Genomic DNA, 21,307 nt, shown 5'->3' with positions numbered 1-21,307 from the left:
TCGAATTCGCACGCGCCCGCGAGATCGAGAATGTCGTAGCCGCGGTAGTGCAGGTCGTTGCCCGTCTTGCCGACCGTGCACAACGCGGTATTGCCCGCCGTCACGCCCGACAGGGCCACGGATTTCTTCGGTTTGAAGCCGCTTGTGGTGTCCGCTGCAGCCGCTTGCGTGGTATCGCTCATGCCAGGGGTCTCCTTGATGTGCCGCTTACTTGTTCTGCTCTTTTTTCTGCGCGGTTTGGCTAAACAGCGCGTCGAGCTTCTGCTCATACGCGTGATAGCCAATCCGGTCGTACAGTTCGGCGCGCGTCTGCATCGTATCGACGACAGCCTGTTGCGTGCCGTCGCGGCGGATTGCCGTGTAAACGTTTTCCGCCGCCTTGTTCATCGCGCGAAACGCCGATAGCGGATATAGCACGAGCGATACGTCGGCGCCGCGCAGCTCGTCCACCGTGAAGAGCGGCGTCGCGCCGAATTCGGTGATGTTCGCGAGGATCGGCACCTTCACGGTTTGCGCGAACTTGCGGTACATGCCGAGTTCCGTCATCGCCTCGGGGAAGATCATGTCGGCGCCCGCTTCCACGCAAGCCGCCGCGCGATCCATTGCCGACTGCAGGCCTTCGACGGCGAGCGCGTCGGTACGCGCCATGATGACGAAATTCGGATCGGTGCGCGCGTCGACGGCGGCCTTGATGCGGTCGACCATCTCGTCCTGCGACACGATCGCCTTGCCCGGCCGATGCCCGCAGCGTTTCGCGCCGACCTGGTCTTCGATGTGCATCGCGCCCGCGCCCGCCTTGGTCAACGCCTTCACCGTGCGCGCAATGTTGAACGCCGACGGCCCGAAGCCCGTGTCGACGTCGACCAGCAGCGGCAGGTCGCAGACATCCGTGATGCGGCGCACGTCGGTCAGCACGTCGTCGAGCGTCGAGATGCCGAGGTCGGGCAAGCCGAGCGAGCCGGCCGCGACGCCGCCGCCCGACACGTAGATCGCCTTGAAGCCCGCGCGTTGGGCCAGCAGGGCGTGATTCGCGTTGATCGCGCCCACCACCTGCAGCGGTTTTTCGGCGGCGACGGCGGCGCGGAACGCAGCGCCCGCGGACGGATTGGCAGAGGTGCTCATGATGTGGACTTCTCCGTTGCGTTCGTTTCTCCCGGCCCGAACAGCGGCGCGGCCTCGGCGGGCACGCTGCGGCCCGTCGAGCGGGCGCGGCGCAGCACCGACCAGTAATAGCGATAGCTCGCGCGGTCGTGCAGCGTATCGCGGTGGCGCGTCGGCCCCCATGCCGCCGATTGAGCGGCCAGCAGGATTTCCGTCGCCGTCGCGATTTCTTCGTCGCGCGGCGCGAAGGCCGACACGATGGCGGGAATCTGCGCGGGATGAATGCTCCACATGCGCGTGTAGCCGAACTCGTTGCGGGCGCGCAGTGCGTCATTCCCGACGACGTCCATGTCGCGCACTTCAGTCGATACGTTGTGTGACGGCACCTTGCCGTGCGCGTGGCAAGCAGCGGAAATCTCGAGTTTCGCGCGCCGCACGAGCGGGTGATCGAACTGGCCAGGTGAGCGCATGGCCGTGTCGGGAATCGCGCCGTCGTGCGCGGACACGAAGTCCATCAGGCCGAAGCTCAGCGCCTCGACGCCCGGTAGCGCAGCGAGTTCGAACACGCGCGTCAAGGCGCCATGCGTTTCGATCAGCAACTGGACAGGAACGGGCTGCGCGATGCCGAGTTCGCGGCGGGTGGCCTCGATGAACGCGCACATCTCGGCGGCATCGGGCACGTTGCGGATTTTTGGCAGCGCAATATAAGCGGGCGCGCGCTTCGCGGCGCGCAGGATCAGGCGCACGTCGTCGCGCCAGTGTGCATGTGCGAAATCGTGAATCCGCACGCCGACACGGCCGAAGCGGTCATGCTCGCCGCCGAGCAGCGACGCGACGAGTTCCGCATGCTCCGCCTCGCGGCCCACCTGGGCGCCGTCTTCGCAGTCGAGCGTGACGTCGAACACCGGCCCGAGTTGCTGCTGCAACGCGAGCGATTTCAGCATCAGTTTCTCGCTGCCCGCGTAGTGATCGCAGGCAGGCAGCATGGTGGGCGGCGCTTCGCCGTCAAACAGGACTTCGGCGGGAGTCAGGGCGCGCATTATGGCGTGAGAGCGTGGGTTCGGTTTGCAATGTCCGATTCGGGCGCGCTCTGCGTGAAGCCGATGCAAAGCGCGTCCGGATCGGACGTGGCCCGCTGCTTGCCCGTCATCGCGCGCAACGGCGCGCAAACGGTCGAGCAGGCGCCACACGTGAAAAAACCGGAACCCGCCGCGCTGCAACGGAGTCCCGGTCTGTCCGCATACGGCGATTAGCCGAGCAGGTGCTGCACGCCGTCGCGCTCTTCGAGCAGCTCGTTCAGCGTGGCATCCATCTTCTCGCGCGAGAACGCGTCGATCTGCAGACCTTCGACACGCTTGTACTCGCCGTTTTCGCACGTCACGGGGACGCCGTAGACGATGTCTTCGGGAATGCCGTACGAACCGTCCGACGGAATGCCCATCGTCACCCACTTGCCGTTCGTGCCGAGCACCCAGTCACGCACGTGGTCGATGGCTGCATTCGCCGCCGAAGCCGCCGACGACAGGCCGCGTGCCTCGATGATCGCCGCGCCGCGCTTGCCGACCGTCGGGATGAACGTGTTTCGGTTCCATTCTTCGTCGTTGATGAGCTTGGTCAGGGGCTGCCCTTCTGCCGTCGCGACGCGGAAATCCGGGTACATGGTGGGCGAGTGATTGCCCCACACGACCAGCTTTTCGATCGACGAAACCGGCTTGCCCGACTTGGCAGCCAGTTGCGACAGCGCGCGGTTGTGGTCCAGGCGCAGCATGGCCGTGAAGTTCTTCTTCGGCAGATCCGGCGCCGACTTCATTGCGATGTAGGCGTTCGTGTTGGCCGGGTTGCCGACGACCAGCACCTTCACGTCGCGGCTGGCGACTTCGTTCAGCGCCTTGCCTTGCACCGTGAAGATTTCGGCGTTCGCCGACAGCAGGTCCTTGCGCTCCATGCCCTTCGAGCGCGGGCGCGCGCCGACGAGCAGTGCGACGTCTGCGTCCTTGAATGCAACCTTGGGATCGTCAGTGACCACGACACCCGCGAGCAGCGGGAACGCGCAGTCTTCGAGTTCCATCACGACGCCTTTGACGGCGGCTTGCGCTTGCGGCAGGTCGAGCAGCTGCAGGATGACCGGCTGATCCTTGCCGAGCATGTCGCCATTGGCGATGCGGAACAGCAGGGAATAACCGATTTGACCTGCGGCGCCAGTGACGGCAACGCGCTTTGCGGGCTTAGCCATTGAGAAATCTCCAGGACGATGCGTTGAACGCTAGGGAAAACGCCATTCTATATGCGCGTTACGCGAAGCGTTGTTTTAAGCACGGCAAATCCGCTGCGCGAGCCCCGAGGCGGTCCGAAGAATGCCAGAAGACGCGCTGCCGGCGAAGCCGCCGCGCCAGTTAACCAGTGCTGCCGGGCAAGGGGACGGGATGTTGCCTCGATGCCGGCGACCTGCGCCGCCGGGCGGACGCCACGACGGGCGCAAGGATAACGCCACATCAGGCCGCTGCATGGCGCGGGCTCCTGCAAACAGCGCGTTTCGGCGGGCATTGCGGCGCGTGTGCGGCAAGCAATGCAGGGCGAAGAAACCTGAACTGCGTGAGGGAACGGCGTGATGCAGGGTGGCCTTTTGGTGCATCACGCTATTGACATAAAGCGGTGTCAAAAATGCGCGGCGCAACCCGCAAACCCTTGCTCGACAAGGAGTGTAGGATTCGGGTGGCACAAAGTCAACCGTATCTTATGTCTTATATAAGACATATTTGTTGCGGGAAAAATGTGGACGGCGCGAGGCGCTTTGTGTTGAAATGCGCGCATGAATTCGAACCAGGCCAGCACAGCGAACCCTACCGGCGCGCCGGGCGCGGGTGAGGCTGCGCCTGTCTCTGCGCCGGCGCCATCGCCAACGTTCAGTCCTCTCTATCAGCAGATCAAGGCGCTGATCACGCAGAGTCTCGAGTCGGGCGAATGGAAGCCGGGCGAGATCATTCCGAGCGAAGTCGAACTGGCCGCGCGCTACAAGGTGAGTCAAGGCACCGTGCGCAAGGCGATCGACGAGCTCGCCGCCGACAATCTGCTGGTGCGCCGTCAGGGCAAGGGCACTTTTGTTGCCACGCACAACGAAGATCGCGCGCAATTCCGTTTCCTGCGTCTGCTCGCCGACGATGGCGCCGAGCATCCGCACATCAGCCGTCTGCTGGAGTGCCGGCGGCTGCGCGCGTCGGCGGAGATCGCGCGGCAACTGGACCTGAAGCCCGCCGATCCCGTCGTGCTGATCAAGCGTCTGCTCACCTTCGACGGCGAAGACACGGTGCTGGACGAAATCTGGCTGCCGGGCGGCGTGTTTCGCGGGCTGACGCTCGAGCGTCTGTCGGAGTACAAAGGGCCGCTCTACGCGATGTTCGAGACGGAGTTCGGCACGCGCATGATCCGCGCATCGGAGAAGATTCGCGCCGTCGCGGCGGACCCGTCCGTTGCGGATCTGCTGCACGTGCCCACAGGTTTCCCATTGCTGTCCGTGGAGCGCGTGTCCTATACCTATGGTGACCGTCCCGTCGAAGTCCGGCGAGGATGGTATGTCACAACCGGGTATTACTATCAGAACGACTTGAGTTGAACGAACAAGCGTTGCCGCAGGCTTGCGGCGAGGCTTGCCTGGCGCCATTAGCTGTGCGCGGCGTAACGCTGTCTTGAGCAGAGTTTCGCTGCAGCGCGAAATGAAAAGGCGCTAAAATTGCGGATTAGTGTGACAACATAAGTAGGGGTCTAGCATGGCTGAAGCCGTAAAAAAACCGAGGCCGGAATTCCGGAACATCGGTATCGGGCAGATATTGACAGCGTATCGTCTCCCACTCGCGGGACGCGTTTCGATTCTCCATCGCGTGAGCGGTGGTCTGCTCTTCATCTTCCTTCCGTTCCTGCTGTACCTCTTCGATCAGAGTCTCACATCTGAACTCAGTTTCGAAGTTTTCAAGGGCTTCCTGTCCAACATCATCGTCAAGCTCATCACGCTGGTTCTGGCGTGGGCGTTCCTGTTCCACTTCTGCGCCGGTGTCCGTCACCTCACGATGGACATGAACCATGACGCGGTGTCGAAGGAACGCGGCAAGAGCACGTCAGTCGTCGTGCTCGTTGTTTCGTCGATCCTGACGATCGCCTTCGCGCTCAAACTGTTCGGAGCATTCTAAGAATATGTCAGCTAATAACCGTGTTGGCTCGAAGCGCCTCGTCGTCGGCGCTCACTACGGTCTGCGCGACTGGCTCGCACAGCGCATCACGGCCGTCATCATGGCCGTCTACACCATCATTCTGCTCGCCTGGTTCTTCGCGGCGCAGGCATTCTCGTACGACGGCTGGGCGTCGATCTTCGCCACGCAATGGATGAAGCTCGCCACCTTCGTCACGCTGCTCTCGCTGTTCTATCACGCCTGGGTTGGCGTGCGCGACATCTGGATGGACTACATCAAGCCCGTTGGCACGCGGCTTCTGCTGCAAGCGTTGACGATCGTCTGGCTGCTCGCGTGTGCGGGCTACGCTGCGCAGATTCTCTGGAGAGTGTAAAAGAATGGTTGCAATCAAGAATTCTCTGCCGCGTCGCCGCTTCGACGTGGTCATCGTCGGCGCGGGCGGCTCGGGCATGCGCGCTTCGCTGCAGCTCGCGCGCGCGGGCCTGTCGGTGTGCGTGCTGTCCAAGGTGTTTCCGACGCGTTCGCATACGGTCGCGGCGCAAGGCGGCATCGGCGCATCGCTTGGCAACATGAGCGAAGACAACTGGCACTACCACTTCTACGACACGATCAAGGGCTCCGACTGGCTCGGCGACCAGGACGCGATCGAGTTCATGTGCCGTGAAGCACCGAACGCCGTCTACGAGCTCGAACACTTCGGCATGCCGTTCGACCGCAACGCGGACGGCACGATCTATCAGCGCCCGTTCGGCGGCCACACCGCCAACTATGGCGAAAAGCCCGTGCAACGCGCTTGCGCAGCGGCTGACCGTACCGGCCACGCGCTGCTGCACACGCTGTATCAGCAGAACGTCGCGGCCAAGACCACGTTCTTCGTCGAATGGATGGCGCTGGACCTGATCCGCGACGCCGACGGCGACGTGCTCGGCGTGACCGCGCTCGAAATGGAAACGGGCGACGTCTACATCCTCGAAGGCAAGACCACGCTGTTCGCCACGGGCGGCGCAGGCCGCATCTTCGCGGCATCCACGAACGCGTTCATCAACACGGGCGACGGCCTGGGCATGGCCGCACGCGCGGGCATCCCGCTCGAGGACATGGAATTCTGGCAATTCCACCCGACGGGCGTGGCGGGCGCAGGCGTGCTGATCACGGAAGGCGTGCGCGGCGAAGGCGGCATCTTGCGTAACTCGAACGGCGAGCGCTTCATGGAGCGCTACGCGCCTACCTTGAAGGATCTGGCGCCGCGCGACTTCGTTTCGCGCTCGATGGACCAGGAAATCAAGGAAGGCCGCGGCGTCGGTCCGAACAAGGACCACGTCTTGCTGGACCTGTCGCACATCGGCGCCGAGACGATCATGAAGCGTCTGCCGTCGATCCGCGAAATCGCGCTGAAGTTCGCGAACGTCGACTGTATCAAGGAGCCGATTCCCGTCGTGCCGACCATCCACTACCAGATGGGCGGCATTCCGACGAACATCCACGGTCAGGTCGTCGGTACGGCGAAGGGCCACGAAGACCCGATCAACGGCTTCTACGCAGTGGGCGAGTGCTCGTGCGTGTCGGTGCACGGCGCGAACCGTCTGGGCACGAACTCGCTGCTCGACCTCGTGGTGTTCGGCCGCGCTGCCGGCAACCACATCGTCAAGCACGTGAAGGAAATCAAGGAACACAAGCCGCTGCCGGCAGATGCTGCCGACTTCGCGCTGTCGCGTCTCGCCAAGCTCGACAACTCGAGCTCGGGCGAATACGCGCAAACGGTCGCGAACGACATCCGTTCGACGATGCAGGCGCACGCAGGCGTATTCCGCACCTCGAAGCTGCTGGCTGAAGGCGTCGAGAAGATGAAGGAACTGAAGGAACGCGCGGCTGGCGTTCACCTGAAGGACAAGTCGAAGGTGTTCAACACGGCGCGCGTCGAAGCGCTCGAAGTGGAGAACCTGATCGAAGTGGCGCGCGCGACGATGGTGTCGGCGGAAGCCCGCAAGGAAAGCCGCGGTGCGCACGCACAAAGCGACTTCGAACATCGCGACGACGAAAACTGGCTGCGCCATACGCTGTGGTACAGCGAAGGCGATCGCCTCGACTACAAGCCGGTTCACATGAACCCGCTGACGGTCGAATCGGTGCCTCCGAAGGCACGTACTTTCTAAGCGCGTCCTATCAAGGCACAAGTCAAAGGATCTGAGAAATGGCCAAGCGTACTTTTGAAATCTACCGCTACGACCCGGACAAGGATGCAGCACCGCGCATGCAGACGTACGAGATCGAAATCGACTCGCACGAGCGCATGCTGCTCGACGCGCTCGTCAAGCTGAAGGCCCTGGACGAAACGCTGTCGTTCCGTCGCTCGTGCCGCGAAGGCGTGTGCGGTTCGGACGCAATGAACATCAACGGCAAGAACGGTCTTGCCTGTCTGACGAACCTGAACGACCTGCCGCAGAAGATCGTACTGCGTCCGCTGCCGGGCCTGCCCGTCGTGCGCGACCTGATCTGCGACTTCACGCAGTTCTTCAACCAGTATCACTCGATCAAGCCGTACCTGATCAACGATACGCCGCCGCCGGAAAAGGAACGTCTGCAGTCGCCGGAAGAACGCGACGAGCTCGACGGCCTGTACGAGTGCATTCTGTGCGCGAGCTGCTCGACGTCGTGCCCGAGCTTCTGGTGGAACCCGGACAAGTTCGTCGGTCCGGCGGGCCTGCTGCAAGCCTATCGCTTCATCGCGGACAGCCGCGACCAGGCAACGGGCGAGCGTCTCGACAACCTGGAAGATCCGTATCGTCTGTTCCGTTGCCATACGATCATGAACTGCGTCGACGTGTGCCCGAAGGGCCTCAATCCGACGAAGGCGATCGGCAAGATCAAGGAATTGATGGTTCGCCGCGCTGTCTAGGATGATTAACCCCCACGCTCCCTTTCGGCCGCTGCCCCCCGAAGGGGCGGTCAGTGCGCTAGGGAGCGGCCCTGCGCGTACTGACATGGATGAAACTTCGCATCAGTCCGACCCTCTTCGCCGCGCGCGTCTCCGCTGGCGCGCACGGCGCGGTTTGCTGGAAAACGATCTGATCTTCGAGCGTTTTTTCAGCCGATATGAGCATGACCTCAGTGATGCGGACGTAGGCGCGCTCACGCGCCTGCTCGAACTGAGCGATAACGACCTGATGGACTTGCTGCTCGCACGCAAGGAACCGGAAGGCGATCTCGCCGACGCCGACGTCAGGCGGGTGCTGGAGATGCTGCGCACCGTGTGAGGCAACGGTGCGCAGGTGAGTTTGATCCAGGCGTGCAATTATCGAAACCCTGTTTCCATACTTCGATTGAGGATGTGCTATGACCCCGTCAGATGTTAAAGCCACGCTATCGTTCAGCGACAACTCGCCGAGCGTTGAAATGCCGATCTACAAGGGCACGATGGGCCCGGATGTGATCGACATCCGCAAACTGTACGGTCAGACCGGCAAGTTCACGTACGATCCGGGCTTCATGTCGACGGCGTCGTGCAACTCGGCTATCACCTACATCGACGGCGACAAGGGCGAGCTGCTGTATCGCGGCTTCCCGATCGACAACCTCGCGCAAAACGCCGACTTCCTCGAAACGTGCTACCTGCTGCTGAAGGGCGAACTGCCGAACCAGGCGGAGAAGGACGAGTTCGTGAAGACGGTCACGAACCACACGATGGTTCACGAGCAGATGCAGTTCTTCTTCCGTGGCTTCCGCCGCGACGCGCACCCGATGGCGATTCTCGTCGCCGCAGTTGGCGCGCTGTCGGCGTTCTACCACGACTCGCTCGACATCAATAACCCGCGTCACCGCGAAGTCTCGGCAATCCGCATGATCGCGAAGCTGCCTACGCTGGTGGCGATGGCGTACAAGTACTCGATCGGCCAGCCGTTCGTGTATCCGCAGAACAATCTGTCGTACAGCGCGAACTTCATGCGCATGATGTTCTCGAACCCGTGCGAAGAGTACAAGGTCAACGAAGTGCTCGTCCGCGCACTCGACCGCATCCTGATCCTGCACGCCGATCACGAGCAGAACGCGTCCACGTCGACGGTGCGTCTGGCGGGTTCGTCGGGCGCGAACCCGTTTGCGTGTATCGCGGCCGGTATCGCGTGTCTGTGGGGCCCGGCGCACGGCGGCGCGAACGAGGCCGCGCTGAACATGCTGGAAGAAATCGGCTCGGTCGACAATATTCCTGAGTTCATCAAGCAGGTGAAGGACAAGAACTCGGGCGTGAAGCTGATGGGCTTCGGTCACCGCGTCTACAAGAACTACGATCCGCGCGCCAAGCTGATGCGCGAGACCTGCCACGAAGTGCTGAACGAACTGGGCCTGCACGACGACCCGTTGTTCAAGCTCGCCATGGCGCTCGAAAAGATCGCGCTGGAAGACGAATACTTCGTGTCGCGCAAGCTGTACCCGAACGTCGACTTCTACTCGGGCATCGTGCAGCGCGCGCTGGGCATCCCGACGTCGATGTTCACGTGTATCTTCGCGATGGCGCGTACAGTGGGCTGGATCGCGCAGTGGAACGAAATGATCGCCGATCCCGAGCAGAAGATCGGCCGTCCGCGTCAGCTGTTCGTCGGCGAAACGCCGCGCGAGGCGAAGCCGATCGCTCAGCGCTAAGCTTGGCCGCGCGTCAGGTGATTCGGACGCGTTGAAAGCGCATCGTCCTGAACACCCCAACGGTTCGCCGTTGGGGTGTTTTGCTTTGCGGCCCGATTTCTGCGGACACGTCCGACGCACGCATAGCCCTTCATGCTGTGATGTGAGCGCGCGTGCGGGCAATTCCTCACCGCTGGTAGTGCCGATACAGGTATCGGCACTACCAGCCAACTCCATGTTTTTTATCGGTTTTCTCGATATCCGATGAGCCTGGAAAGCCAACTGCGTGGCATAATCGACTGGACACAGGTTGCCCGTCGTCATTACTACCCCGCATACCATGGCACAGACTCTCTACGACAAATTGTGGAACACGCACGTGATCCACACGGAAGAAGACGGTACGGCGATTCTCTACATCGACCGTCAACTGCTGCATGAAGTGACCAGCCCGCAGGCGTTCGAAGGCCTGAAGATGGCGCAGCGCCCCGTGTGGCGCATCAGTGCGAATCTGGCGGTGTCGGATCACAACGTGCCCACCACGGATCGCAGCCACGGCATCGCCGATCCCGTCTCGAAGCTGCAGGTCGATACGCTCGACGCGAACTGCGATGCGTTCGGCATCACGCAGTTCAAGATGAACGACATGCGTCAGGGCATCGTCCACATCATCGGGCCGGAGCAGGGCGCGACGCTGCCCGGCATGACGATCGTCTGCGGCGACTCGCATACGTCCACACACGGCGCGTTCGGCGCGCTCGCGCACGGCATCGGCACGTCGGAAGTCGAGCACGTGCTGGCCACGCAAACGCTCTTGCAGAAGAAGAGCAAGAACATGCTGGTCAAGGTGGAAGGTCCGCTGCCGCGCGGCTGCACGGCGAAAGACATCGTGCTCGCCATCATCGGCAAGATCGGCACGGCGGGCGGCACGGGCTATGCGATCGAATTCGGCGGCTCGACCATTCGCGCGCTGTCGATGGAAGGCCGCATGACCGTCTGCAACATGGCGATCGAAGCGGGCGCGCGCGCCGGTATGGTCGCCGTCGACGATACGACCGTCGACTACCTGAAGGGCCGTCCGTTCTCGCCGCAGGGCGTGGAGTGGGATCAGGCCGTCGAATACTGGAAGCAGTTCACGTCCGATCCCGACGCGCATTTCGATCGCGTGGTCGAACTGAACGCCGCCGAGATCGTGCCGCAAGTCACGTGGGGCACGTCGCCGGAAATGGTCACGTCCATCGACGGACGTGTGCCGGACCCGGAAAAAGAGAAAGATCCCGTCAAGCGCGACGCGATGGAGCGCGCGCTGCAATACATGGCGCTCGAACCGAACCTGCCCATCGAATCGATCAAGCCGGACAAGATTTTCATCGGCTCGTGCACGAACGCGCGCATCGAAGATCTGCGCGCCGCCGCGTGGGTCGTGAAGAAGCTCGGCCGCCGCGTCGCGTCGAACATCCGTCTCGCGATGGTCGTGCCCGGCTCGGGTCTCGTGAAGGCGCAAGCGGAGCACGAAGGCCTCGACAAGGTCTTCACCGACGCCGGCTTCGAATGGCGCGAGCCGGGCTGCTCGATGTGTCTCGCAATGAACGCGGACCGGCTGGAGCCGGGCGAGCGTTGCGCGTCCACGTCGAACCGCAACTTCGAAGGGCGTCAGGGCGCGGGCGGACGCACGCACCTCGTGAGTCCCGCGATGGCCGCGGCTGCTGCCATCGAAGGGCATTTCGTCGACATTCGCAAGCTGGGATGAACGCCACATGAACATCGATCGCATCGCACTTCTGCGCCGATTCGCACTCGCCGCGCTTGCCGGGCTGCTGCTCGGCCTCGCGGGATGCAACACGGTGCATGGTTTTGGCGAAGACCTGCAGCATCTGGGCGGGTCAATCAGCAACAAGGCGTCACAGTAAGCGGTTTTTGATTCGCCGGAGGGCGTGAGCGATGCCGATGCGCATCGCCCTCCGGCTTCGAACAGGCCAAAGCGTCATGGAAAAATTCATCGTACATACCGGCGTCGTGGCGCCGCTCGATCGCGAAAATGTCGACACGGACGCGATCATTCCGAAGCAGTTTCTCAAGTCGATCAAGCGCACGGGTTTCGGTCCGAACGCGTTCGACGAATGGCGTTACCTCGATCACGGCGAGCCGGGCCAGGACAACTCGAAGCGTCCGCTCAATCCCGACTTCGTGCTGAACCAGCCGCGTTATCAGGGCGCGTCGGTGTTGCTGGCACGCCAGAACTTCGGCTGCGGCAGCTCGCGCGAGCACGCGCCGTGGGCGCTGCAACAGTACGGCTTTCGCGCGATCATCGCACCGAGTTTCGCGGACATCTTCTACAACAACTGCTTCAAGAACGGTTTGCTGCCCATCGTGCTGACGGAACAGCAAGTCGACCGTCTGTTCAACGAAACATTCGCGTTCACCGGCTTCCAGCTCACCGTCGATCTGGAGAAGCAGGTCGTGCGCACGACGGACGGCAGCGCCGAATATCCGTTCGAAGTGGCCGCTTTTCGCAAGTACTGTCTGCTGAACGGCTTCGACGACATCGGCCTCACGCTGCGTCATGCCGACAAGATTCGCCAGTACGAGGCCGAGCGCATCGCGAAGCAGCCGTGGCTGAACAACCGTCTCGTGCGCTGAAGCTCGCGCCCAAGCGGCTGAACCAGGCCAGAAGCCACATCGAAACCAACAAGGAATACGCATGAAGATCGCAGTGCTGCCGGGCGACGGCATCGGCAAGGAAATCGTCAAGGAAGCCGTCAAGGTTTTGAACGTGCTCGGCGAGAAGTTCGAGCTCGAAGAAGCGCCCGTCGGCGGCGCGGGCTACGAGGCGGCCGGTCATCCGCTGCCCGAAGCCACGCTGAAGCTCGCGAAGGAAGCGGACGCGATCCTGTTCGGCGCCGTCGGCGACTGGAAATACGATTCGCTCGAGCGCGCGCTGCGACCGGAGCAGGCCATTCTCGGGCTGCGCAAGCATCTGCAACTGTTCGCGAACTTCCGTCCGGCCATCTGCTATCCGCAACTGACGGGTGCGTCGTCGCTGAAGGAAGAGATCGTGTCGGGCCTCGACATCCTGATCGTGCGCGAACTGAACGGCGACATCTACTTCGGCCAGCCGCGCGGCGTGCGTCAGGCGCCGGACGGCCTGTTCGAAGGCGCGAAGGAAGGCTTCGACACGATGCGTTATTCGGAGCCGGAAATCCGCCGCATCGCGCACGTCGCGTTCCAGGCGGCGCAAAAGCGCGGCAAGAAGCTGACGTCCGTCGACAAGGCCAACGTGCTCGAAACGTCGCAATTCTGGAAGGACATCATGATCGATGTGTCGAAGGAATATGCGGACGTCGAGCTGTCGCACATGTACGTCGACAACGCGGCCATGCAGCTCGTGAAGGCGCCGAAATCGTTCGACGTGATCGTCACGGGCAACATGTTCGGCGACATCCTGTCCGACGAGGCCGCGATGCTGACGGGCTCGATCGGCATGCTGCCGTCGGCTTCGCTCGACAAGAACAACAAGGGTCTGTACGAGCCGTCGCACGGTTCGGCGCCGGACATCGCGGGCAAAGGCATTGCCAATCCGCTCGCGACGATTCTGTCGGCCGCGATGATGCTGCGCTATTCGCTGAACAAGGCCGAGCAGGCGGACCGCATCGAAGGCGCGGTAAAAAAGGTGCTCGAACAGGGCTATCGCACGGGCGACATCCTCACGCCCGGCTGCAAGCAGGTCGGCACGCAAGCAATGGGTGACGCTGTCGTTGCGGCGCTGTAATTCTTGAGCAAATACGCGTGAATCTGCCGTTTTGCGGCTGATTCACGCAAATTGCGGTGCTCGCGCCGCACAAAACGGGTTTTCGTGTAGACTCTGCTGATGGCGACGATTCCTCAAATCACCTCGATTTCGACACTGCGCGGCAAAACGGCCCGCGTGGTTGCGCTCGCCATTTCCATCAAAACGATTACCCCGAAAACGATCACGAAGCGCTGATCGTCCGTCGTGCCCGCCCATCTTCCCCGCGCGGTCACTGCGGGCAAAGATGCGGGGAAGTGTCCACTCGAAGGGTATGAAGTCATGAACGTAGGTCTCGTAGGTTGGCGCGGCATGGTCGGTAGCGTTCTCATGCAACGCATGCAGGAAGAACGCGATTTCGATCTGATCGAACCGGTGTTTTTCAGCACCAGCAACGCGGGCGGCAATGCGCCGTCGTTCGCGAAGAACGAGACCAAGCTCAAAGACGCAACCAATATCGACGACCTGAAGAAGTGCGACGCGATCATCTCGTGCCAGGGCGGCGACTACACGAACGAAGTGTTCCCGAAGCTGCGCGCGGCGGGCTGGAACGGCTACTGGATCGACGCGGCGTCGGCGCTGCGCATGAAGGATGACGCCGTCATCATTCTCGATCCCGTCAACCTCGACGTGATCAAGAACGCGCTGGTCAAGGGCCAGAAGAATTTCATCGGCGGCAACTGCACGGTCAGCCTGATGCTGATGGCGCTGGGCGGTCTGTTCCGCGAAAACCTCGTCGACTGGATGACGGCCATGACGTATCAGGCCGCATCGGGCGCGGGCGCGCAGAACATGCGCGAGCTGCTGCAGCAGATGGGCACGCTGTACGGCGCGGCGAAGGAAGATCTCGCCGATCCGTCGTCGGCGATTCTCGACATCGACCGCCGCGTGCTCGCGGCAATGAACAGCGAGCGCATGCCCACCGACCATTTTGGCGTGCCGCTCGCCGGCTCGCTGATTCCGTGGATCGACAAGGATCTCGGCAACGGCATGTCGAAGGAAGAGTGGAAGGGCGGTTCGGAAACCAACAAGATTCTCGGCAAGCCGGCCATGGGCGAGCCGGGGTCGATTCCCGTCGACGGTCTGTGCGTGCGGATCGGCGCCATGCGCTGCCACTCGCAGGCGCTGACCATCAAGCTGAAGAAGGACGTGCCGCTCGACGAAGTGAACGGCATCCTCGCGTCGGCGAACGACTGGGTCAAGGTCGTGCCGAACGAGCGCGAAGCGTCGATCCGCGATCTGTCGCCCGCCGTGGTGACGGGGACGTTGACGGTCCCTGTCGGCCGGCTGCGCAAGCTGGCGATGGGCGGCGAATATCTGTCGGCATTCACGGTCGGCGACCAACTGCTGTGGGGCGCTGCGGAGCCGCTGCGTCGTATGCTTCGCATTCTGCTCGACAAGTAAAGTAAACTACGCGCGATCAGCTTTACGACGCGTAGAAAACATAAAAAGCGTCGCGATTCTCGCGGCGCTTTTTTCATTGGGCATTTCAGAATCTTGTCGCCAACACAACATGCGCTGCACGGCCACGCGCCAAAGGTCCCGATGACGGCCCGGTTCCCTTCTTCTGTCACTGCCGCGCACAGCGGCTCGCTCCGGATCGCGGCGGCGGTCGCGATTGTCTTCGGCGGTGCACTTTCAATTCCCACTGGGTCGTACGCGCAGACGGCCGCTCCGGGCGCCGCGAGCGCCGCTGTCGCCGCAAGTGCGACCGGCGGCTCGTCGTTCACGGTCCAGCCTGGGCAATCACTGAACGACGCAGCAATCGCGATGACGGGTTCTCGCGATCGCGCGGTGCTGGCGCGCGCGGCGAAGGCGATCTTCGACGCCAATCCGAATGCGTTCATGGGGCATGATCCGAGTCGTCTGCGGCTGGGCGCTGTCCTGAACCTGCCGGCCGTCGATGCATCGGGTGCGCCCGCCAGCGCGGCGGAGGCCGCGCCCGCGTCGTCGTCGCAAGCTGCGAACGGCAACGGCGCTTCCGCTTCAGCGACAAGCGGGACGTCTGCTGCCGCGACGGCAGCAACGACGGCAGCAACCTCGGCGGCAGCAACCACAGCAGCAACGGCGAATGCGGGCGCTAGCGCCGCGCCGGCAGCGACTGCCGCGACGACACCAGGCGCGAGCGCGACGGCAGCGCCCGAAGCGGCGCCCGGCTCCGCAGCCAGTCCGCAAGCGACGAGCGCCACGGCTGCGCCGTCGGCTTCCGCGCCGGGCGGCACGCATTCGTACACGGGTTCGATCCAGGGCAGCGAAGCGGGCGCCGCGGCGCCCGGCGCAGCTGCCGCAACGGGCGCGCAGACTGCTTCGCAGACACGTCCGTCGAGCTTGCAGCAACTGCTGGCGCTGAAAAACCGCGTGTTGATGGAATTGCAGAAGCATGGCATCGGCAAGCCGCAAGGCGCGAGCGGCAGCGCGGCCGCTGCACCAGGTTTGGCGCAACCTCCCGTTGCCGCCTCGTCCGGCGCTGGCGCGTCGGCCAACGCGGCCCACGCCGCGCCCGCGATGCAGCCTGCCAATCAGGTCGCTGGTATTCCGCAAGCGTATCTGGGCGGCGCGGCGATTGTTGGCGCGGGACTGGTGGCCTTGCTGGCCGGTCTGGGGATGCGTCGGCGCCGCAACGCCGCGCGCGCGCAGGAAGCGGCGCGCGAGGAAGTGGCGCCCGTCGCTCACGATCAAACCCCGCCTGCTGCGGCGGCCGTCGCGGAGCCGGTTGCTGGTGCGCATCGCGACGACGACGCGGCCTTTGCTGCGAGAGAGTCGCCAGCGGATGAGGCGCAACGAGACGCCGTCGCGGGCGGGCATCCGCGGCATCGGCGGCCTCGATCTATGAGGCCGAGGCGAAGGCCGAACCGGAAACGTTCGATCGCGCGTCTGCCGAAGCCGCATTCGACGCCGCCGCGGCGCTCGGCGCCGATGCGTTGCCGCGCGAATCGTTGGACCCGTTGCGCGACGAAGCGCGTGCCGCCGCGGCCGCTGAACTCGAACAGGCGGCGCGCGAAGAGGCGCCGGCGCTACGCGACGAGCCGCGCATCGATACGCAGTCTGCCGGCCTGTCGCTGGACGAAGCGCCGATTCGCGCGCAAGCGCCACGCGAGCCGCATTTCGTCGAGCCGATCGAGGCGCCGGGCGTCGCATCCGACGCCGCACAGAAGCCGCCGCTCGTGCTGAACCTTGATCCCGTGCCGGGCAGCGGGGCGCAGGAGCCCGCCTTCGAGCCGGCCGGCGCGCCCGCCGCGCCGGCCATCCAGCTGGGTCACGTGGAACCCGCGGCCCAGCACGCGCAGCTGATCGAGCCGTTGCCCGAAGCCACGGATCAAACGCACGACGCCCATGCCGACGATCAGGTCGAGCAAGTGTCGGCGTCGCTGCCGCTCGGCGCGCCGCCGCCGCTTGAGCCGGCCGCGCCGATCGAATTTCCGCGCGACGCCATGCGCGCGCTCGACAGCATCGACGATTTTGCGCTGCCGCCGCGCAGCGAGTCGTCGGAGTCGTCCGAGCCGGCGGGACAGGTCGTGACGCCGCCGGGATCACTGACGTCGCAGCCCGTCGTCTCGCCTGAAATCACCGCGCAGCAGGCGGTTCCCCAACAGGCGCCGCAGCCGGGCGCCGCCGATCAGATCATCGCGGGCACGGCCGGCGCGGCCGCTGTCGCGGGCTTGGGCGCCGCTCGATTCGGCGCGTTGAAGCTCGATTTCGACCTCGAGCTGCCGCCGTCACCGGCTCAGGCCGTGCCAACGTTCACGCCGGAGGAAGTCGCGCGGATCGCCCGCAACAAGCTCGATCTCGCCGTCGAATATATCGATCTCGGCGACGTGGTCGGCGCCCGCACGCTGATCAACGAAGTCATCGAGTCGAACGACGCGGACTCGCGCGCCGACGCCCGCGCGTTGCTGTCGACGCTCGCGCCGCTTTCGTGATGCCGGAAGTGACGCGAATCGCGCTCGGCATCCAGTACGACGGCGCTGCGTTTTGCGGCTGGCAGTCGCAGCCGCACGGCAAGACGGTTCAGGACGAACTCGAGCGGGCGCTGCGCGAGTTTGCGCAGACGCCGCTGCAGACGGTCGTGGCGGGGCGCACGGATACGGGCGTTCACGGTCTGGGGCAGGTCGTGCACTTCGATACGGAGCTCGACCGCGCCGACTTCTCATGGGTGCGCGGCACCAACGCGTTCCTGCCGAAGTCGGTGGCCGTGCAATGGGCCAAGCCGATGCCCGATACGTTTCACGCGCGTTTTTCGGCTTTCGAGCGCACGTATTACTACGCGCTGTACGTTCATCCCGTGCGCTCGCCGATGCTCGCTGGCCGCGCAGGCTGGATTCACACGCCGCTCGACGTCGACGCGATGCGCGAGGCGGCGGTTTGTCTGATCGGCGAACGCGACTTTTCGGCGTTTCGCTCGTCGGAATGCCAGGCGAAGACGCCCGTCAAGCATCTGTATCAGATCGACATCCGGCCCCAAGGCAATTTCATCCACTTTCGCTTTCGCGCGAACGCGTTCCTGCATCACATGGTGCGCAACCTGATGGGGTGCCTCGTTGCCGTCGGGCGCGCGCGCTATCCCGTCGCGTGGATGCACGAGGTCCTGCAAGGCCGTGATCGCAACCGCGCTGCGCCCACTTTCATGCCCGACGGGCTGTATCTCGCTCAGGTGGGCTATCCTGAGGAATTCGCCGTGCCCGCGCCGCAAGCGGGCAGCGTCCCGTGGAGCACCGTTTGGACCGACTCATGACTTCGTCTCAGAATCACGCCGAAACCGTTTCGACCGCCGCCGACACCGTCCCGCATCGCACGCGCATCAAGCTGTGCGGCCTCGGCAATGCCGCCGACGTCGCGCATGCCGTCGCGCTCGGCGCGGACGCGATCGGGCTGGTGTTCTATCCGCCCAGTCCGCGCGCGTTGAGCGTCGCGCAGGCGGTGGAGATGACGCGGCTCGTGCCGCCGTTCGTATCGATTGTCGGATTGTTCGTGAACCCGACGGACGAGTGGTTCAGCGAAGTCACCTGCAACGTGCCGCTGACGATGCTGCAATTCCATGGCGACGAAACGCCCGAGCAGTGCGAAAAGCTCGCGGGCGTTGCGGGTTTGCCTTGGTTGCGCGCGCTGCGGGTTTCGCCCGATACTCAAGCGGCCGATTTGGTAAAATCGGCGCTTAACTATTCGGCCGCCAGTGGTCTCCTGTTCGACACACATGTCGATGGCTACGGCGGCGGCGGGAAGGTCTTCGATTGGTCACTTATTCCAGCAGAGCTCGCGCGTCGGGCCGTTTTGAGTGGTGGGTTGAGCACGCAAAACGTCAGTGATGCGATTCATCGCGTGCGCCCGTACGCGGTCGATGTCTCGAGCGGCATCGAGGTGCCGGGCGCCAAGGGCGTGAAAGATCACGCCCGGATGGCGGCGTTCGTACGCGCGGTGCGCGAAGCGGACGCCCGATGAGTTTCAGTCCGCAGCGCGCCATACGCGCGGCATGCGGCAAACTGAGAAGAGTGACGGAATATGTACAACTTACCCGATGAACGTGGCCATTTCGGCCAATATGGCGGCGTGTTCGTCGCTGAAACGCTGATGCTCGCGCTCGACCAGTTGCGCGAGGCATACGAAAAATTCTCCAAAGACCCGGACTTCATCGCCGAATACGAGCGCGAGCTGAAGTACTTCGTCGGTCGTCCTTCACCCGTTTATCACGCGCAACGCTGGAGCGAACTGCTTGGCGGCGCCCAGGTTTATCTGAAGCGCGAAGACCTGAACCACACTGGGGCGCACAAGATCAACAACGTGATCGGCCAGGCGCTGCTCGCCAAGCGCATGGGCAAGCCGCGCGTGATCGCCGAAACGGGCGCGGGCCAGCACGGCGTTGCCACGGCGACGATTGCGGCACGCTTCGGCATGGAATGCGTCGTCTATATGGGCGCGGAAGACGTGCGCCGCCAGGCCGCCAACGTCTACCGGATGAAGCTGCTCGGCGCGACCGTCGTGCCCGTCGAATCGGGCTCGCGCACGCTGAAGGACGCACTCAACGAAGCAATGCGCGACTGGGTCACGAACGTCGAAAACACGTTCTACATCATCGGCACGGTAGCGGGGCCGCATCCTTATCCGATGATGGTACGCGACTTCCAGCGCGTGATCGGCGACGAGTGCAAGGTGCAGATGCCCGAGCTGACGGGGCGTCAGCCCGATGCCGTGATCGCGTGCGTTGGCGGCGGATCGAACGCGATGGGTATCTTTTATCCGTATGTTGACGACAAATCCGTCAAACTGATCGGCGTGGAAGCGGCTGGCGACGGGATCGATACGGGCCGTCACGCGGCGTCGTTGATCGGCGGAAGTCCCGGCGTGCTGCACGGCAACCGCACATATCTGCTGCAGGACGAGAACGGCCAGATCATCGAGACGCATTCGGTGTCGGCGGGACTTGACTATCCGGGCGTCGGCCCTGAGCACGCGTGGCTCAAGGACAGTGGCCGCGCGGAATACGTCGGCATCACGGACGAAGAGGCGCTGAAGGCGTTTCACGACTGCTGCCGGATCGAAGGCATCATTCCCGCGTTGGAGTCGAGCCACGCGCTCGCGTACGCGACGAAGCTCGCGCCGACCTTGCCGAAGGACAAGATCCTTCTGGTAAACCTGTCGGGTCGCGGCGACAAGGACATGCACACGGTCGCCGAGCGATCGGGCATCCAGTTCTGAGCGCCGCGACGATGCGCGACGAGTTCGAGGAGCCGCAGCCGCCCGCGCTGAACGGCGGCGCCGAAGCAGGCGTCGCCGATGCATTGCAGACAGCGGACGCCGCCGCGCTGTTGCCGGTACCAGCCGGCATCGACCTCCTGAACCGCGATTTTTTGACCGATGCAGCGAATGTCCCGGACGGCTCGATCGATCTGATCGTGGCCGATCCGCCGTACGGACTCGGCAAGGACTATGGCAACGATTCGGACATGCGCTCGGGCGAGGATTTTCTCGCCTGGACGCGCGCATGGCTCCATCTCGCCATTCCGAAGCTCAAGCCGTCGGGTTCGCTGTACATCTTCTGCACATGGCAGTACGCGCCGGAAATCTTCGTGTTTCTGAAGAGCCGTCTGATGATGGTCAACGAGATCATCTGGGACCGGCGCGTGCCGAGCATGGGCGGCACGACGCGCCGTTTCACGTCCGTGCACGACAACATCGGCTATTTCGCGGTGTCGAAAGATTATTATTTCGACCTCGATCCCGTCCGTATCCCGTACGATGCCGCTACGAAGAAGGCGCGTTCGCGTAAGTTGTTCGAAGGAAGCAAGTGGCTGGAGCTCGGCTATAACCCGAAGGACGTCTGGTCGGTTTCGCGTCTGCACCGGCAACATGCCGAGCGCGTCGATCACCCGACGCAGAAGCCGCTCGAGATCGTCGAGCGGATGGTGCTGGCAAGCTGTCCGCCGGGTGGCCGCGTGCTCGATCCGTTCATGGGGAGCGGCACGACAGCCGTCGCTTGCGCCCGTCAGAAGCGCGAATTTGTCGGCTATGAAATTAATGAAAGTTACTGCGCGATAGCGCGAGAACGCGTCGGTTTGGCGGCAAATCCGCCAAAATCCGTTTCGCGCCGGAGGGCGGCCGCCGACAACGCGGCGACGGCCTGATCCTCATC

The 21,307-nt window shown here is 63.6% G+C and carries 21 protein-coding genes and 1 pseudogene; 18 read left to right on the top strand and 4 right to left on the bottom strand.

The window, feature by feature from the left end:
- The 4 genes and pseudogenes from H3V53_RS25205 to H3V53_RS25190 all read right to left on the bottom strand — a co-directional run.
- Positions 1-182: pseudogene (locus tag H3V53_RS25205) on the bottom strand (2-methylcitrate synthase); the annotation flags it as partial.
- Between the two features lie 25 nt (positions 183-207).
- Positions 208-1,122 carry a methylisocitrate lyase gene (gene prpB, locus H3V53_RS25200; RefSeq protein WP_336600270.1) on the bottom strand — a complete coding sequence of 305 codons (915 nt, stop codon included), beginning with the start codon at positions 1,120-1,122 and terminating at the stop codon, positions 208-210.
- Positions 1,119-2,141, bottom strand: a complete 1,023-nt coding sequence (locus H3V53_RS25195) for an HpcH/HpaI aldolase/citrate lyase family protein (RefSeq protein ID WP_336600269.1) — start codon at positions 2,139-2,141, stop codon at positions 1,119-1,121. The genes prpB and H3V53_RS25195 overlap by 4 nt, the downstream gene beginning before the upstream one ends.
- A gap of 209 nt (positions 2,142-2,350) precedes the next feature.
- Positions 2,351-3,334, bottom strand: coding sequence for a malate dehydrogenase (locus H3V53_RS25190; RefSeq protein ID WP_054923582.1), 984 nt, complete (start codon positions 3,332-3,334; stop codon positions 2,351-2,353).
- Positions 3,335-3,910: 576 nt separating this feature from the next.
- On the opposite strand from H3V53_RS25190, the gene H3V53_RS25185 reads away from it, so the two are divergent.
- The 18 genes from H3V53_RS25185 (at position 3,911) to H3V53_RS25100 (ending at position 21,299) form a co-directional block, all read left to right on the top strand.
- Positions 3,911-4,711 (top strand): UTRA domain-containing protein, encoded by an 801-nt coding sequence (locus H3V53_RS25185; RefSeq protein ID WP_054923581.1) that lies wholly within the window; start codon positions 3,911-3,913, stop codon positions 4,709-4,711.
- 154 nt (positions 4,712-4,865) lie between these two features.
- Positions 4,866-5,282: a succinate dehydrogenase, cytochrome b556 subunit gene (gene sdhC, locus H3V53_RS25180; RefSeq protein ID WP_054923580.1), complete on the top strand. Its 417-nt coding sequence runs from the start codon at positions 4,866-4,868 to the stop codon at positions 5,280-5,282.
- 4 nt (positions 5,283-5,286) lie between these two features.
- On the top strand, positions 5,287-5,655 hold the full coding sequence (sdhD, locus tag H3V53_RS25175) for a succinate dehydrogenase, hydrophobic membrane anchor protein (protein ID WP_054923579.1): 369 nt from the start codon (positions 5,287-5,289) through the stop codon (positions 5,653-5,655).
- Between the two features lie 4 nt (positions 5,656-5,659).
- Positions 5,660-7,435 (top strand): succinate dehydrogenase flavoprotein subunit, encoded by a 1,776-nt coding sequence (sdhA, locus tag H3V53_RS25170; RefSeq protein ID WP_054923578.1) that lies wholly within the window; start codon positions 5,660-5,662, stop codon positions 7,433-7,435.
- Positions 7,436-7,473: 38 nt separating this feature from the next.
- Complete coding sequence (locus H3V53_RS25165) at positions 7,474-8,178, top strand: succinate dehydrogenase iron-sulfur subunit (protein WP_008924387.1); 705 nt, start codon at positions 7,474-7,476, stop codon at positions 8,176-8,178.
- A gap of 85 nt (positions 8,179-8,263) precedes the next feature.
- Positions 8,264-8,536 (top strand): succinate dehydrogenase assembly factor 2, encoded by a 273-nt coding sequence (locus H3V53_RS25160; protein WP_054923577.1) that lies wholly within the window; start codon positions 8,264-8,266, stop codon positions 8,534-8,536.
- Positions 8,537-8,615: 79 nt separating this feature from the next.
- A complete protein-coding gene (gene gltA, locus H3V53_RS25155; RefSeq protein ID WP_054923576.1) occupies positions 8,616-9,917 on the top strand; it encodes a citrate synthase in 1,302 nt (433 codons plus the stop codon).
- 319 nt (positions 9,918-10,236) lie between these two features.
- Positions 10,237-11,646: a 3-isopropylmalate dehydratase large subunit gene (leuC, locus tag H3V53_RS25150; protein WP_054923575.1), complete on the top strand. Its 1,410-nt coding sequence runs from the start codon at positions 10,237-10,239 to the stop codon at positions 11,644-11,646.
- Between the two features lie 7 nt (positions 11,647-11,653).
- Positions 11,654-11,806 (top strand): entericidin A/B family lipoprotein, encoded by a 153-nt coding sequence (locus H3V53_RS25145; protein ID WP_054923574.1) that lies wholly within the window; start codon positions 11,654-11,656, stop codon positions 11,804-11,806.
- Positions 11,807-11,882: 76 nt separating this feature from the next.
- Positions 11,883-12,536 carry a 3-isopropylmalate dehydratase small subunit gene (leuD, locus tag H3V53_RS25140; protein WP_336600268.1) on the top strand — a complete coding sequence of 218 codons (654 nt, stop codon included), beginning with the start codon at positions 11,883-11,885 and terminating at the stop codon, positions 12,534-12,536.
- Positions 12,537-12,597: 61 nt separating this feature from the next.
- Complete coding sequence (leuB, locus tag H3V53_RS25135) at positions 12,598-13,665, top strand: 3-isopropylmalate dehydrogenase (RefSeq protein ID WP_054923572.1); 1,068 nt, start codon at positions 12,598-12,600, stop codon at positions 13,663-13,665.
- Between the two features lie 300 nt (positions 13,666-13,965).
- Positions 13,966-15,087, top strand: a complete 1,122-nt coding sequence (asd, locus tag H3V53_RS25130; protein ID WP_336600267.1) for an aspartate-semialdehyde dehydrogenase — start codon at positions 13,966-13,968, stop codon at positions 15,085-15,087.
- A 366-nt stretch (positions 15,088-15,453) separates the two neighbouring features.
- Positions 15,454-16,854, top strand: a complete 1,401-nt coding sequence (locus H3V53_RS25125; RefSeq protein ID WP_336600266.1) for a LysM peptidoglycan-binding domain-containing protein — start codon at positions 15,454-15,456, stop codon at positions 16,852-16,854.
- Positions 16,848-17,603, top strand: a complete 756-nt coding sequence (locus tag H3V53_RS43710; protein ID WP_419539571.1) for a FimV C-terminal domain-containing protein — start codon at positions 16,848-16,850, stop codon at positions 17,601-17,603. The genes H3V53_RS25125 and H3V53_RS43710 overlap by 7 nt, the downstream gene beginning before the upstream one ends.
- Positions 17,603-18,415: a tRNA pseudouridine(38-40) synthase TruA gene (gene truA / locus H3V53_RS25115; RefSeq protein WP_336600272.1), complete on the top strand. Its 813-nt coding sequence runs from the start codon at positions 17,603-17,605 to the stop codon at positions 18,413-18,415. Before H3V53_RS43710 ends, truA begins: the two co-directional genes overlap by 1 nt.
- On the top strand, positions 18,412-19,119 hold the full coding sequence (locus H3V53_RS25110) for a phosphoribosylanthranilate isomerase (protein WP_336600265.1): 708 nt from the start codon (positions 18,412-18,414) through the stop codon (positions 19,117-19,119). The genes truA and H3V53_RS25110 overlap by 4 nt, the downstream gene beginning before the upstream one ends.
- 60 nt (positions 19,120-19,179) lie before the next feature.
- A complete protein-coding gene (gene trpB / locus H3V53_RS25105) occupies positions 19,180-20,373 on the top strand; it encodes a tryptophan synthase subunit beta (protein WP_054923563.1) in 1,194 nt (397 codons plus the stop codon).
- An 11-nt stretch (positions 20,374-20,384) separates the two neighbouring features.
- A complete protein-coding gene (locus H3V53_RS25100; protein WP_336600264.1) occupies positions 20,385-21,299 on the top strand; it encodes a DNA-methyltransferase in 915 nt (304 codons plus the stop codon).
- Positions 21,300-21,307 lie beyond the last annotated feature (8 nt).

Origin of the sequence: Paraburkholderia bengalensis, assembly GCF_037126505.1 — a bacterium.
Lineage (GTDB): Bacteria > Pseudomonadota > Gammaproteobacteria > Burkholderiales > Burkholderiaceae > Paraburkholderia > Paraburkholderia bengalensis.
Note: the sequence above shows the minus strand (reverse complement) of the source record. Positions and strands in the feature narration are given on the sequence as shown.